12 protein-coding genes are annotated in these 13,132 nt (G+C 61.4%); 5 read left to right on the top strand and 7 right to left on the bottom strand.

Annotated features, from left to right (window positions below; translation table 11 throughout):
* Positions 1 to 56 precede the first annotated feature (56 nt).
* Positions 57 to 2,111, bottom strand: coding sequence for a S9 family peptidase (locus QIW53_RS07615; protein WP_371049023.1), 2,055 nt, complete (start codon positions 2,109 to 2,111; stop codon positions 57 to 59).
* A 208-nt stretch (positions 2,112 to 2,319) separates the two neighbouring features.
* Here QIW53_RS07615 and QIW53_RS07610 point away from each other — a divergent pair, with 208 nt between their 5' ends.
* Genes QIW53_RS07610 through QIW53_RS07600 form a run of 3 tightly spaced genes read left to right on the top strand, consistent with a single transcriptional unit; the run spans position 2,320 to position 4,181 of the window.
* On the top strand, positions 2,320 to 2,817 hold the full coding sequence (locus QIW53_RS07610) for an MFS transporter (protein ID WP_371049022.1): 498 nt from the start codon (positions 2,320 to 2,322) through the stop codon (positions 2,815 to 2,817).
* 30 nt (positions 2,818 to 2,847) lie between these two features.
* Positions 2,848 to 3,624, top strand: a complete 777-nt coding sequence (locus QIW53_RS07605) for a class II glutamine amidotransferase (RefSeq protein WP_371049020.1) — start codon at positions 2,848 to 2,850, stop codon at positions 3,622 to 3,624.
* A gap of 11 nt (positions 3,625 to 3,635) precedes the next feature.
* Positions 3,636 to 4,181, top strand: coding sequence for a DUF2937 family protein (locus tag QIW53_RS07600; RefSeq protein ID WP_371049018.1), 546 nt, complete (start codon positions 3,636 to 3,638; stop codon positions 4,179 to 4,181).
* 51 nt (positions 4,182 to 4,232) lie between these two features.
* On the opposite strand, the gene QIW53_RS07595 is transcribed toward QIW53_RS07600, so the two are convergent.
* The 3 genes from QIW53_RS07595 to QIW53_RS07585 all read right to left on the bottom strand — a co-directional run bounded on the left by QIW53_RS07595 (position 4,233) and on the right by QIW53_RS07585 (position 7,522).
* Complete coding sequence (locus tag QIW53_RS07595) at positions 4,233 to 5,411, bottom strand: vWA domain-containing protein (protein ID WP_371049017.1); 1,179 nt, start codon at positions 5,409 to 5,411, stop codon at positions 4,233 to 4,235.
* Between the two features lie 25 nt (positions 5,412 to 5,436).
* Positions 5,437 to 6,282, bottom strand: coding sequence for an AAA family ATPase (locus QIW53_RS07590; protein ID WP_260522592.1), 846 nt, complete (start codon positions 6,280 to 6,282; stop codon positions 5,437 to 5,439).
* A 163-nt stretch (positions 6,283 to 6,445) separates the two neighbouring features.
* Positions 6,446 to 7,522, bottom strand: coding sequence for a DUF748 domain-containing protein (locus QIW53_RS07585; protein WP_371049015.1), 1,077 nt, complete (start codon positions 7,520 to 7,522; stop codon positions 6,446 to 6,448).
* A gap of 128 nt (positions 7,523 to 7,650) precedes the next feature.
* On the opposite strand from QIW53_RS07585, the gene cysK reads away from it, so the two are divergent.
* Positions 7,651 to 8,625, top strand: a complete 975-nt coding sequence (gene cysK, locus QIW53_RS07580) for a cysteine synthase A (protein ID WP_371049013.1) — start codon at positions 7,651 to 7,653, stop codon at positions 8,623 to 8,625.
* Positions 8,626 to 8,827: 202 nt separating this feature from the next.
* The gene (locus tag QIW53_RS07575) at positions 8,828 to 9,766 is read left to right on the top strand and encodes an aspartyl/asparaginyl beta-hydroxylase domain-containing protein (protein WP_371049012.1); all 939 of its coding nucleotides are present in this window, start codon (positions 8,828 to 8,830) and stop codon (positions 9,764 to 9,766) included.
* Positions 9,767 to 10,046: 280 nt separating this feature from the next.
* On the opposite strand, the gene QIW53_RS07570 is transcribed toward QIW53_RS07575, so the two are convergent.
* The 3 genes from QIW53_RS07570 to QIW53_RS07560 all read right to left on the bottom strand — a co-directional run bounded on the left by QIW53_RS07570 (position 10,047) and on the right by QIW53_RS07560 (position 13,117).
* Positions 10,047 to 10,988 (bottom strand): LysR family transcriptional regulator, encoded by a 942-nt coding sequence (locus QIW53_RS07570; protein WP_371049010.1) that lies wholly within the window; start codon positions 10,986 to 10,988, stop codon positions 10,047 to 10,049.
* Between the two features lie 69 nt (positions 10,989 to 11,057).
* Positions 11,058 to 12,587, bottom strand: a complete 1,530-nt coding sequence (locus QIW53_RS07565) for a tripartite tricarboxylate transporter permease (protein WP_371049009.1) — start codon at positions 12,585 to 12,587, stop codon at positions 11,058 to 11,060.
* Positions 12,584 to 13,117: a tripartite tricarboxylate transporter TctB family protein gene (locus tag QIW53_RS07560; protein ID WP_371049008.1), complete on the bottom strand. Its 534-nt coding sequence runs from the start codon at positions 13,115 to 13,117 to the stop codon at positions 12,584 to 12,586. The genes QIW53_RS07565 and QIW53_RS07560 overlap by 4 nt, the downstream gene beginning before the upstream one ends.
* Between the last annotated feature and the right edge of the window lie 15 nt (positions 13,118 to 13,132).

Raw genomic sequence — 13,132 nt, 5'->3', positions numbered from 1 at the left:
ATCAGCTTTTTGTGGGAGCGCTATGGCCTTAAGACCGGGCCGCGAGGCCAAGTTCCTCAGGCGATGCCCAAAACCTTGAAAACGAATGCGTATTCGAGCGCTACGTCACGTAATCCCTGATAACGACCGCTCATTCCACCGTGGCCAGCGCCCAGTTCGGTCTTGAGCAGCAACGGATTGTCATCGGTTTTGCTGGCGCGCAGCCTGGCCACCCACTTGGCCGCTTCCCAGTACTGTACGCGACTGTCGTTATAGCCCGCGATCACCAGCGTCGCCGGATAGGCTTGCGCACTGACGTTTTCGTACGGCGCGTAGGCCTTGATCCGCTCGTAGACGTCCGGCTCCTCAGGGTTGCCCCACTCGTCGTATTCGGTAACGGTCAGCGGCAGGTCAGGGTCGAGCATGGTGTTCAGTACATCGACGAACGGCACCTCGGCAATCGCTGCGCCGAACAGTTCCGGGCGCATGTTGAGCACGGCACCGATGAGCAAACCGCCGGCACTGCCACCGCTGATCGCCAGTTGCGGCGAAGTGGTGTAACCGTTGGCAATCAGGTGCTCGGTACAGGCGATGAAGTCGCTGAAAGTGTTGTGCTTGTGTTCCTGCTTGCCGGCGCGGTACCAGGCTTCACCCAGTTCGCCGCCACCGCGCACATGGGCGATGGCAAAGGCCACGCCGCGATCCAGCAGGCTCAGGCGGGCGTGGGAGAACCACGGGTCGAGGCTCTGGCCGTAGGCGCCGTAGCCGTACAGGTACAGCGGTGTGGGTTGGCCCAGCGCTTCGCGCTTGACCACCAGGCTGATCGGCACTTGCGTACCGTCCGGCGCGGTCGCCCAAAGCCGCTGGCTGACGTAGGCATCGGCGTCGAACGGGCCGAGTACCGGGGTTTGTTTCAACACTTTCTGCTCGCCGCTGACCAGCTCCAGCTGGCGGATCTGCGCCGGCCGATTCAGCGCTTCATAGCGCAGGCGAATCTGCTCGCTGACGAATTCCAGGCTGTTCTGCACGTGCAGGCTGTAGGCGGCATCCGGCAATTGCACGCGATAGCTGGGTAGATCCTGCGGGTGCACTTCGATGATCGGCAGGCCGCCTTCGCGCAGGCTCAGGGTCATGGCCCCGGCATTGAGGCTCATGCCATCGATCATCGTACTGTCGCGATGCGGGATCAGGTTGCGCCAGTCCGCTTCGCCAGGCGCTGTGCCGGTGTCGACGGCGGTGTAGAGGGCGAAGTTGATGCCGTCGCGGTTGGTGCGGATGAACCAGGTCCACTGGCCGTCGAGTGCGCCGTGGTCGACATCGTACTCATGGTCTTCAACCCGGGGGGCGATGCAGGCGAAGGCCTGTTGTGGCTGGGAAGCGTCGAGCACCCAGATTTCGCTGGTGGTCTTGCTGCCCAGGGCCAGCAGCAATTGCAGCTCGGAGCTGGAGCGGTAGCAATGCAGGAAGAACCGGCCGTCGGGCTCATGGAACACTTCTTCGGCTGCCGTGCCGTCCAGGCGGTAGCGCAACAGCTTGTGCGGGCGATGGGTGTCGTCCAGTTCGGCAAAAAACAGCGTCAGGCTGTCGTTGGCCCAGGTCATGCTGCCGTCGCAGTTCTCGAACGCCAGTTCGCTGACACGGCCGTCGGACAATTCCTTGATGAACAGGGTGTAAATCTCATCGCCCGTGGCGTCGACACTGTAGGCCAGGCGCTGGTGGTCGGGGCTGATGCTGAACGCACCCAGGGAAAAGAAGCCGCCGTTGGCCAGTTCGTTCGGGTCCAGCAGCAGCTGTTCCCGGGTTTCGTCGAGTTGCAGGCTGTCGTCGTCCGGGCGCGGGCAGCGGTAGTGTCGGGCGTATTCGTCGCCGGCCGTGGTGCGCGTGTAATACAGATAGGGGCCCCACGGCGAAGGCAGCGACAGGTCGGTTTCGAGGATGCGGCCCTTGATCTCTTCGAACAGGGTTTCGCGCAGCCCGGCCTGATCGGCGGTTTGCGCTTCCTGATAGCTGTTTTCCGCTTTCAGGTAGTCGAGTACCGCGTCGGTGTCGCGTTCCTGCAGCCAGGCATACGGGTCAGTGCCTGGCGCCTTGTGGGCAATCGGGGCGCTGGTGACGTTGGCGGATTGGGGCATGAAGGGCTCTCGGACAATGTACGAATGAGGGATTTGCAGCCGGTGGGAGCGGGCTTGCTCGCGAAAGCGCTGTCCCAGAGCGATGTTGGCTGACAGGACGCCTTCGCGAGCAAGCCCGCTCCCACAGGTGAGGCGTAGCTGTCAGGTATTGGGACAAGCCTGACGTGCGAAAAGTCGTTACTATAAGCGTCTATTTGCCTGCCTTGCCATGGACACCATGACCGAGAACGACTATCTGATCGCCTGGGGCCTTTACGCCTTTGCCGCTTTGGGCTGCCTGTTGGTATGGATGCGCATTACCCGCTGGATGTGGCGCTGGCTGCGCGAGCCGTTGCGGCTGCTGGTTGCGGTGTTGCTGTTCAGCCCGACGATCATCGATCCGGTGAAAGAGAAGGTCGCCCCGGCCATCGCCATTACCGCACTGGACCTGGCGTTCAAGGTCGGCAACAACGCCTGGCGGGCCATTTCCGACCTGTTCATGTACGGCATGATTGCCTTTGGCGTTTACCTGGTGTTCGTGGCGATCCGTTTCCCGATCGAGCGCGCCTCCCGCGCCCGCCGGGAAAGGGCGGAAGCGGCCAAGGCGGCGGTCCGCGCCGACGAACCCGAGGACGACCAGCCCTTCGGTGGCGCTGGTGATGACCGCTACGGTCGTCCGCCGGTCCCGAGCAACCCGCAGCGCATGCGGGTCGAGCCGCGTTTGTAACCGTGCCCCTGCCTTACAGAGAGTCCGAGCATGTGTGAGTTATTGGGCATGAGCGCCAATGTCCCGACCGATATCGTGTTCAGCTTCACCGGCTTGATGCAGCGCGGTGGCCGCACCGGTCCGCACCGTGACGGTTGGGGCATTGCGTTCTACGAGGGCCGTGGCCTGCGCCTGTTTCAGGATCCTGCGGCGAGCAGCGAGTCGGAAGTCGCCAACCTGGTGCAGCGTTATCCGATCAAGAGCGAAGTGGTGATCGGGCACATCCGCCAGGCCAATGTGGGCAAGGTCTGCCTGTCCAACACCCATCCGTTCGTGCGCGAACTGTGGGGGCGCAACTGGTGTTTTGCGCACAACGGCCAGTTGGCGGATTTTCAGCCGATCAAGAGTTTCTACCGCCCCGTCGGCGATACCGACAGCGAAGCGGCGTTCTGCGATCTGCTCAACCGGGTGCGCGCCGCGTTCCCCGAACCGGTCGAGATCGAGGCGCTGTTGCCCGACCTGGTCGCTGCCTGCGCCGAATACCGCGGTAAAGGCGTGTTCAACTGTCTGCTCAGCGATAGTGACTGGCTGTTCTGCTACTGCTCGACCAAGCTGGCGCAGATTACCCGTCGCGCGCCGTTTGGCCCGGCGCGCCTGAAGGATGTCGACGTGATCGTCGATTTTCAGGCCGAGACCACACCCAACGACGTGGTGACGGTGATCGCCACCGAACCCCTGACCGAAAACGAAACCTGGACCCGCTACGAGCCGGGCCAATGGAGCCTGTGGCGACGCGGTGAATGCGTCCGCCAGGGCAAGACCGACTAAAGGACGCTCTCATGTTGCTCAGTTATCTACGGCTGGTGCTGTTCGCGGCGGGATTGTTGATTGGCGTCCAGGTGCCGGGGTTCATCAACGACTATGCCAAGCGCGTCGAAGCCCATCTGATCGAGGCGCAGACCAGCCTGAGTGGTTTCCAGGGCACCGCCAATCAGTTCTTCAAGGGCGACATGCAGGCGCTGGTCGCCCATTACCGCGCCAGCGAAGACCCGATCTTTCGCAGCGACGCCGACAGCCTGAGCAACCTGCTGACCCGACAGCTGGCCCTGGATAAACAGTTCCAGGCCATGCAGGGGCCGTGGTACATCCGCTTCCTGCAGGTGGTCCTGGCCGCCGAACCGGATATCCGCAAGGAAACCTGGAACGGCTACAGCTACCAGATCCTGCTGACGCCGGAAGCGATGATCTGGGGCATGAGCGGCGCGTTGCTGCTGTCGTTTGGCATCGAGTGCCTGTTCCGGCTGATCGACTGGGTGGTGCTGGGTGGCCGACGCCTGCGCCAGAGCCGACCGATCGAGGACCGGGACGTTCGCGGGCTGCAGTGACTGGGTTGATCGTTTCCGGGCTCGGGAACGATCAATCAGCCGCTGGCCTTTCTACTTGGACAGAAACCGCATCCCTTCCTCAAGCCCGCGCAACGTCAGCGGGTACATCTGGTCCTCGATCAAATCGCGCACGATATTGGTCGATGAGGTATAGCCCCACGTGTCCTTCGGATACGGATTGATCCAGATGAGCTTCTTGTATTTCTCCATGAACCGCTGCATCCACACGTAGCCGGCTTCTTCGTTCCAGTGTTCGACACTGCCGCCGGGCTGGGTGATTTCGTAGGGGGCCATGGCGGCGTCGCCGATGAAGATCACTTTGTAGTCGGCGCCGTACTTGTGCAGCAGATCCAGGGTGGAGGTGCGCTCGGAGGTGCGGCGCATGTTGTTTTTCCACACCGACTCATAGATGAAGTTGTGGAAGTAGAAATACTCCAGGTGCTTGAACTCGGTCTTGCAGGCCGAAAACAACTCCTCGCAGGTTTTCACGTGCGCATCCATCGAGCCGCCGATGTCGAACAGCAGCAACAGCTTCACCGTGTTGCGCCGTTCCGGGCGCATTTGAATGTTCAGCAGGCCGGCGTCCTTGGCGGTGTGGTCGATGGTGCCATCGATGTCCAGTTCTTCGGCCGCGCCCTGGCGGGCGAATTTGCGCAAGCGGCGCAGGGCCACCTTGATGTTGCGCGTGCCCAGTTCCACCGAGTCGTCGAGGTTCTTGTACTCGCGCTGGTCCCAGACCTTGACCGCCTTGCCCTGGCGTTTGCCGGCATCGCCGACACGAATGCCTTCGGGGTTGAAACCACCGGAACCGAAGGGGCTGGTGCCGCCGGTGCCGATCCATTTGTTGCCGCCGGCGTGGCGTTCCTTCTGTTCTTCCAGGCGTTTCTTGAACTCTTCGATCAGCTTGTCCAGCCCGCCCAGGGACTGGATTGCCGCCCGCTCCTCGTCGGTCAGCGAGCGCTCGAATTCCTTGCGCAGCCAGTCTTCAGGAATCAGCGCCTGGAGGTGGTCGTCGAGCTTTTCCAGGCCGTTGAAGTAGGCGCCGAAGGCTCGGTCGAACTTGTCGAAATGCCGTTCGTCCTTCACCAGGATCGCCCGGGACAGGTAATAGAACTCGTCCATGTCGGCGAAGGTCACGCGTTGTTTCAGCGCGTTGATCAGGTCCAGCAGCTCACGGACCGAGACCGGTACCTTGGCGGCGCGCATTTCGTTGAACAGGTTGAGCAGCATGGCATCAGCCCCCTTTGACCCGTGCTTAGCGAGTGCCGCGACGGCTCATGAACGCCAGGCGTTCGAGCAATTGCACGTCCTGTTCGTTTTTCACCAGGGCCCCGGCCAGCGGCGGAATCGCCTTGGTCGGATCGCGTTCGCGCAGCACCGCTTCGCCGATGTTGTCGGCCATCAGCAGCTTCAGCCAGTCCACCAGTTCGGAGGTCGACGGCTTTTTCTTCAGCCCTGGCACCTTGCGCACATCGAAGAACACGTCCAGCGCTTCGCTGACCAGGTCCTTCTTGATGTCCGGGTAGTGCACGTCGACGATCTTTTGCAGGGTGGTGCGATCCGGGAAGGCAATGTAGTGGAAGAAACAGCGGCGCAGGAAGGCGTCCGGCAGCTCCTTTTCGTTGTTGGAGGTAATGATGATGATCGGCCGCTGCTTGGCCTTGATGGTCTCGTCGATCTCGTAGACGTAGAACTCCATCTTGTCGAGTTCCTGCAGCAGGTCGTTCGGGAACTCGATGTCGGCCTTGTCGATTTCATCGATCAGCAGGATCACCCGCTCCTCGGACTCGAACGCTTCCCAGAGCTTCCCCTTTTTCAGGTAGTTACGGACGTCGTGGACCTTTTCATTGCCCAGTTGCGAGTCGCGCAGCCGGCTCACGGCATCGTATTCGTAGAGACCCTGGTGCGCCTTGGTGGTGGACTTGATGTGCCAGGTGATCAGCCGGGCGCCGAAGGACTCCGCCAGTTGCTCGGCCAGCATGGTCTTGCCCGTGCCCGGCTCGCCCTTGACCAGCAGCGGACGCTCCAGGGTGATGGCGGCGTTGACCGCCAGCTTCAGGTCATCGGTGGCGACGTAGGCCTGGGTGCCTTCGAATTTCATCTGCGAATCCTCGAACGGTAAAGCCGGCCTGACAGGGCAGGGCGGGTCGCAATAGACAAGGGTTCGACTATAACGCGCAGGCCGGGCGACTGTGAACGCAGACGGCTTATTCAGTCTCTGAATGGAGCGTCACAACTTGACTCAGTCTCGGTGGCAGAGGCGGTTAACCTGCCTCCGGCTTCGGCCGTTCATAGCGGGCATTGAACGCCTGGACGAATCCGTTCCGTAGAATCTGCAAAAACGCCTGGAACGCGCTGATATCTTGCCGATGCACGTTGCCACTCAATTCCACGCGCGTTGCAAACTGATTCTTGCCCTGGTTTTTCAGCACGGTTTCGGACGCGCCGACAACGGCCTCCCAAATGGAGCGGAACAGCCCCTTGTCCTTGTTCTCGACGTCCTGCTGCCAGTTGAAGACATCGACGTCTTTCAACAGGGGTTTGATGTAGCCGGTCAATTGGGCGTCTTTCGCTTTGGCTTCGATCACCACGTCGCCGTGGCCGGCATTGAAATCGAACTTGCCGTAGGCCGAGGCGAAATCATTCATGCGTTTAAGCTCGATGTCCCTGGCGCGCAGGCGGAATTCGAAGTCTTCAAAATTGCTCAGTGGATCGAAGGTCGCGGTGGTTTCAAGCGGCGCGTGGCCCAGCAGCAGGGCTTTGCCATCGAAGCGGGCGTCGCGCTTGCCTTGCTTGTCGACGACGTTGGTCAGGTTGTAGATGCTGGCGTTGACCTGGGTGGCGTTCATGTTCACGGGCGGTTTGGAATTGAAGTTGCGAAAGCTGATCTTGCCGTCGTTGATGCGTACTTCGTCCAGGGTGATCGGCAACAGCTTGCCCAGTTGCTCCCGCCAGTCGGTGCCTTCACCGGTTTGCGAGTTCTGCTTGTTGGCGCCGCCATCGACAAAATTCACCTCGGGATTGAAAAACTCGACCTGAGCCACGACCGCATGATCGCGGATGAGCGAAGGCCAGCTCACCGACAAATCAATCAGCGGCGCCTTGACGAACGGCACGGGGACCTTGCCGTCGACCTTGACGATTTCAAGTCCGTTGATCTTGTAGGCGCCCCGCCACAGGGCGAGGTCGACATCCGTCACCTGGCCACGGTAATCACCCATGTTGGCGAGTTTTTCGTTCAGGTAGTCGCGCACCATATAGGGCAGGGCGACGTGCAGCACAATCAACACGGCAACGAGGCCGACAAATATCCACAGGGGCCAGCTGTATCGACGTTTCATGGTGGCAAAATCTCCAGCGTTGTACTGCATTGACTGTGCCGGCTCGCTGACGTTCGACCCGACTGGACGAGCACCGGCAACAGGCTTACCGTGATGGGCTAATTCAACGCTCCATCAAGGACCCGGTCATGAGTCGTATTTTTGCTGACAACGCTCACTCCATCGGCAACACGCCGCTGGTGCAGATCAACCGCATCGCGCCTCGCGGTGTGACCATCCTGGCCAAGATCGAAGGCCGCAACCCCGGTTACTCGGTCAAATGCCGGATTGGCGCCAGCATGATCTGGGACGCCGAAAGCACCGGCAAACTCAAGCCTGGCATGACCATTGTCGAGCCCACTTCCGGCAACACCGGCATTGGCCTGGCGTTCGTCGCCGCTGCACGAGGCTACAAGCTGACCCTGACCATGCCGGCGTCCATGAGCATCGAGCGTCGCAAGGTACTCAAGGCGCTGGGCGCCGAGCTGGTGCTGACCGAACCGGCCAAGAGCATGAAGGGTGCGATCGAAAAGGCCGCCGAAATCGTCGCCAGCGACCCGTCCCGGCACTTCATGCCGGGCCAGTTCGAAAATCCGGCGAACCCGGCCATTCATGAGAAAACCACAGGGCCGGAGATCTGGAACGACACCGACGGCGCGGTCGATGTGTTGGTGGCGGGCGTCGGCACCGGCGGAACCATTACCGGGGTCTCGCGTTACATCAAGAACACCCAGGGTAAGCCGATTCTGTCGGTGGCGGTCGAGCCGGTGGTTTCGCCAGTGATTACCCAGGCGTTGGCGGGCGAAGAGATCAAGCCCAGCCCACACAAGATCCAGGGCATTGGCGCTGGTTTCCTGCCGAAGAACCTGGACTTGTCGATGGTCGACCGGGTCGAACGGGTCACCGACGACGAGTCCAAGGCCATGGCCCTGCGCCTGATGCAGGAAGAGGGGATTCTGTGCGGGATTTCCTGCGGCGCCGCCATGGCCGTGGCCGCACGCCTGGCGGAAACCCCGGAAATGCAGGGCAAGACCATCGTGGTGATTCTGCCTGACTCCGGCGAACGCTACCTCTCGAGCATGCTGTTCAGTGATCTGTTCACCGAGCAGGAGAACCAGGCATAAGTGCCGCATGTCCGGTCGAGGGGCTGATTGACGTCAGCCCCCGTTCAGCAGGCTTATGTTAACAAGGGCTTTGTTGCACAATCCCCAACACTGAATGTCGGGTCGGGCGGGTTTTCCCCCTGGCCCCGAGTGCTTATCATGGCGGGCTGCCGCGTCGGGTGTATGGCGCTGTGCATGAATGTTTATATTCAAGGAGTTGTGGATGACTGTTTCCTTTGCCGTGAAGGCGGCGCTGTTGCTGCTGTTCCTGGGCAGCACGCTGTATGTGCATTTGCGCGGCAAGGCGCGTTTGCCGGTCTTGCGCCAGTTCGTCAACCACTCCGCGCTGTTTGCGCCTTACAACGCCTTGATGTACCTGTTTTCCAGCGTGCCTTCCCGGCCTTACCTGGACCGCAGCAAGTTCCCGGAACTGGATGTGCTCAAGGAAAACTGGGAGGTCATTCGCGACGAAGCGATGCACCTGTTCGACGAAGGCTACATTCGTGCCGCCGAGAAGGACAATGACGCCGGCTTCGGCTCGTTCTTCAAGAAAGGCTGGAAGCGTTTTTACCTCAAGTGGTACGACAAACCCCTGCCATCCGCCGAAGCGCTGTGCCCGAAAACCGTGGCGTTGGTCAGCAGCATTCCCAACGTCAAAGGGGCGATGTTCGCGTTGTTGCCCGGTGGCAGCCATCTGAACCCGCATCGCGATCCCTTTGCCGGTTCCCTGCGTTATCACCTGGGGCTGTCGACGCCGAACTCCGACGACTGTCGCATTTTTGTCGACGGTCAGGTGTATGCCTGGCGCGATGGCGATGACGTGATGTTCGATGAAACCTATGTGCACTGGGTCAAGAACGAAACCGAGAAAACCCGGGTGATCCTGTTCTGTGACATCGAACGGCCGCTGAGCAATCGCCTGATGACCACCCTCAACCGTCGAGTCAGTGCTTTGCTCGGGCGCGCCACCGCGCCGCAGAACCTGGATGACGAGCGGGTTGGCGGCATCAACCAGGCCTATGCCTGGAGCAAGCGTTTCAGCGACAAGACCAGCGGCGTGGTCAAGCAGTGGAAGCGCCGCAACCCCAAAGCCTATCGAGTGCTGAGGCCTGTGCTGGCAGTGGTGGTGCTGACGTTGTTGGGGTATTGGTTGTTTGGGTGATTGCGCCGGTCGAACGTAAAACCGCTCCCTTGGGAGCGGTTTTTTTCAACTGGCGTCATCGGCGTCCGGCAAGCACGTCAGGTTCTTCGCCTTCGATGCCGGTTACCAGTAGTTGCAGCAGGCGTCGCTGGTTGCTCGTGGACGCTAGAGCCGTCCGCTTTCTCACAAGCGCGGATGAGATTTCTTTGGCAGTAGCTTTCTTGCGTCCCCAGAGTAGGTGCCGGTTACTCAGCTGTCGTTACTGGCCCTTTGTCCAACTTATTGCAAGTCCCCGGCAGGCTCACTTGCTCAACGCATGCTCGGCCCGCACCGAATTCATGAACGCCTGCATGGCCGACGATTGAATGCGGTGACGGCGGGTGATCAACCCGTAGGGGGGGAGCCGTGCTTCGAACTTGATCGGCAGCACTGCCAGCAGGTCACGGCCGGGGTAGTCCTCGACCACCGAGACCGGCGTGACGCCGAGCATGTCGGTTTGCTGGATCAACGACAGCAGGGTCATGATCGAGGTGGTTTCGACGATGCTGCTGGGGATGTCGACCCGTGCGTTGTGAAACACCTGATTGATGATTGCGCGCATAGGGCTGGGCTGCTGTTGCAGCACCCAGGTCATGTTCTGCAGTTCGGCCCAGCTCAGGTGCTTTTCGTTCGCCAACGGGTTCTGCGCGCTGGCGATCACGCACAGCGCCTCTTCACCGAGGCTGTCGAACAGCAGTTCTTCGGCCCGTGCACCCACTGGAATCCGTCCCAGGACGATGTCGAGCTGGTCCTGCAGCAGGGCCTGGACCAACACGTCGCTGGTGTCGACCTGAATGCTCATCGACAGGCGTGGATGGCTCTGTTTCAACGTGGCGATGGTGCGGGTCAACAACCCCGAGGCCAGCGCGGGAATGGCGCCGACGGCGACCCGACCCAGGTTGCCGGACTCGAGCGCGACCAGCTCTTCACGCATGCCGCTGAGTTCGGCGAACACCATGCGCGCGTAATAGATCACGGTTTCGCCGAACGGGGTTGAACGCATGCCCCGGGGCAGGCGCTCGAACAGTTCGACGCCGAGCAGGTCCTCGGCCTCGTGCAGCATCTTGGTCGCTGCCGGCTGGGTCATGCCGATGTGGTCGGCGGCGCGGCGCAGCGAGCCGAATTCCTGCAACGCCAGCATCAGCCGCAATTGGCGCAGACGCAGTCGGCTGTGGATCACATTGGCATCAGGAATTCGGGTCATGGGCCACGCTCGCAGAAAAGACTGCGGCAAGCCTGACAACAAATGCCAGGCGTTGCCAGCATTACGGTGTCACTGCACCGGTTTGGTCTTGGCCGCTGCGGATTTGCGCAGGCCGATCACGCTGCCCAGCGCCTTGGAAATCAAGGGCCAGAACAGCATCAGCAGGGCGGCCGTGGTCAGGCTGCCCACCAGCGGATTGGACCAGAAGATGCCGATCTGGCCGTCGGAAAACAGCATCGACTGGCGGAACGCATCTTCGGCCTTGTCACCCAGTACGGCGGCCAATACCAGCGGCGCGATCGGGTAACCGAGTTTCTTGAACAGGTACCCCAGTGCGCCGAAGCCCAGCATCAGTACCACGTCGAAGAACGAGTTGTGCACCGAGTAGGCACCAATGGCGCAGACCATGATGATGATCGGCGCGATGACCGAGAACGGAATGCGCAGGATCGAGGCGAACAGCGGCACGGTGGCCAGCACCACGATCAGGCTCACCACGTTGCCCAGGTACATGCTCGCAATCAGGCCCCAGACAAAATCATGCTGCTCGACGAACAGCGTCGGCCCGGGATGCAGACCCCAGATCATCAGGCCGCCGAGCATCACCGCTGCAGTGGCTGAGCCCGGAATGCCCAGGGTCAGCATCGGCAGCAGCGCGCTGGTGCCCGCTGCGTGGTCGGCGGTTTCCGGTGCGATCACGCCTTCGAGTTCGCCCTTGCCGAATTTCTCGCGATTCTTCGAGAAGCGTCGCGCCAGGCTGTAGCTCATGAACGAGGCCGCCGTCGGCCCGCCTGGGGTGATGCCCATCCAGCATCCGACCAGCGTGCTGCGTACGATCGTCCACCAGTAGCGCGGCAGTTTTGCCCAGGTGCGCAGGATCACCATTGGCGTGATCCGCGCATGTTCGCCACGGAACACCAGGCCTTCCTCGACCGTGCAGAGGATTTCGCCGATACCGAACAAACCGATCACCGCCACTTCGAAGCTGATGCCGGTCATCAGGATCGGCTGGTCGAACGTCAGGCGCAGGTTGCCGGACACGGTGTCCATGCCGACGGCCGCCATGGCGAAACCGATCATCATCGCCACAACGGTTTTCAACGGCGGGTTCTTGCTCATGCCGATGAACGTGCAGAACGCCAGCAGGTACACCGCGAAGAACTCCGGCGAGCTGAAGGTCATGGCGAACGCGGCGATCTTGGTCGACAGGAAGGTCAGCAGCAGCACCCCGGCCAGTGCACCGATCAGTGCCGAGCTGAAGGCGGCGGTCAAGGCTTCGGCGGCGCGACCTTCGCGGGCCATCGGGTAGCCGTCGAACGTGGTCGCCACCGATGAGGGTTCACCGGGAATGTTGAACAGGATCGAGGTGATCGAGCCGCCGAACAGGGCGCCCCAATACATGCACGAGAGCAGGATGATCGCCGACACCGGCGACATGGTGAACGTCAGCGGCAGCAGCAACGCCACGCCATTGGGGGCGCCGAGGCCGGGCAGTACGCCGACCAGGATGCCCAGCAGCACGCCGACCACCATCAGGCCGATGTGGCCTGGCGTGAGGATCAGGTTCATGCCTTGCAGCAGGGAATCGAATTCGCTCATTTGAAAGTTCTCCCCAGCAGGTTGAACAGGTCGCCCAGGGGGCCTGCATCCAGCGGGACCTTGAACCACAGCGCGAAAATCAGGTAACTGGCCAGTGCCGCGCCGAGGGAAACGCTGGCGATCAGCAGTTTGCCGTAGGGTTTGGCGCGCACTTTGTCACGGGCCATGAACCAGGCGATGAAACAGGCCGACGCCAGGTAAAGGCCGGTGAACGGCATGGCCGCGACGAACAGGGCAATCGGGATGAACACCGACAGCACTTGCCTGAATGCACTGCGGCTGACGAATGAAATGCTCAGCGCGTGCCAGCGCACCAGGGTCAATACGCCGTTGGCCACGCTCGCGGCGCACAGCATCAGGCCGATGTAGAACGGGAAATAACCCGGCTCGGGGCCAGAATCGCCCCAGCCGATACCTTGTTCGACACTGCCAACCATCACCACCGCGCCGATCAGCGCGGTGAAGACGGCCAGGCCGAGCTCGACCCAGCGGGTACCGACCAGCGTCGGTGAATCCGAAGAATGGGACATGAAAGCACCTCCAGA

It is taken from the genome of Pseudomonas fluorescens, from assembly GCF_041354075.1.
GTDB lineage: Bacteria > Pseudomonadota > Gammaproteobacteria > Pseudomonadales > Pseudomonadaceae > Aquipseudomonas > Aquipseudomonas fluorescens_CE.
This window is presented reverse-complemented; position numbering and strand designations above follow the sequence as displayed.

Bases quoted from the DNA above. Each gene is read 5' to 3' on its own strand.
- QIW53_RS07585 (WP_371049015.1), bottom strand. From the start codon at position 7,522: ATGAAACGTCGATACAGCTGGCCCCTGTGGATATTTGTCGGCCTCGTT.
- QIW53_RS07610 (WP_371049022.1), top strand. From the start codon at position 2,320: ATGGACACCATGACCGAGAACGACTATCTGATCGCCTGGGGCCTTTAC.
- QIW53_RS07575 (WP_371049012.1), top strand. From the start codon at position 8,828: ATGACTGTTTCCTTTGCCGTGAAGGCGGCGCTGTTGCTGCTGTTCCTG.
- QIW53_RS07600 (WP_371049018.1), top strand. From the start codon at position 3,636: ATGTTGCTCAGTTATCTACGGCTGGTGCTGTTCGCGGCGGGATTGTTG.
- QIW53_RS07615 (WP_371049023.1), bottom strand. From the start codon at position 2,111: ATGCCCCAATCCGCCAACGTCACCAGCGCCCCGATTGCCCACAAGGCG.
- QIW53_RS07560 (WP_371049008.1), bottom strand. From the start codon at position 13,117: ATGTCCCATTCTTCGGATTCACCGACGCTGGTCGGTACCCGCTGGGTC.
- QIW53_RS07565 (WP_371049009.1), bottom strand. From the start codon at position 12,587: ATGAGCGAATTCGATTCCCTGCTGCAAGGCATGAACCTGATCCTCACG.
- QIW53_RS07595 (WP_371049017.1), bottom strand. From the start codon at position 5,411: ATGCTGCTCAACCTGTTCAACGAAATGCGCGCCGCCAAGGTACCGGTC.
- cysK (WP_371049013.1), top strand. From the start codon at position 7,651: ATGAGTCGTATTTTTGCTGACAACGCTCACTCCATCGGCAACACGCCG.
- QIW53_RS07570 (WP_371049010.1), bottom strand. From the start codon at position 10,988: ATGACCCGAATTCCTGATGCCAATGTGATCCACAGCCGACTGCGTCTG.
- QIW53_RS07590 (WP_260522592.1), bottom strand. From the start codon at position 6,282: ATGAAATTCGAAGGCACCCAGGCCTACGTCGCCACCGATGACCTGAAG.
- QIW53_RS07605 (WP_371049020.1), top strand. From the start codon at position 2,848: ATGTGTGAGTTATTGGGCATGAGCGCCAATGTCCCGACCGATATCGTG.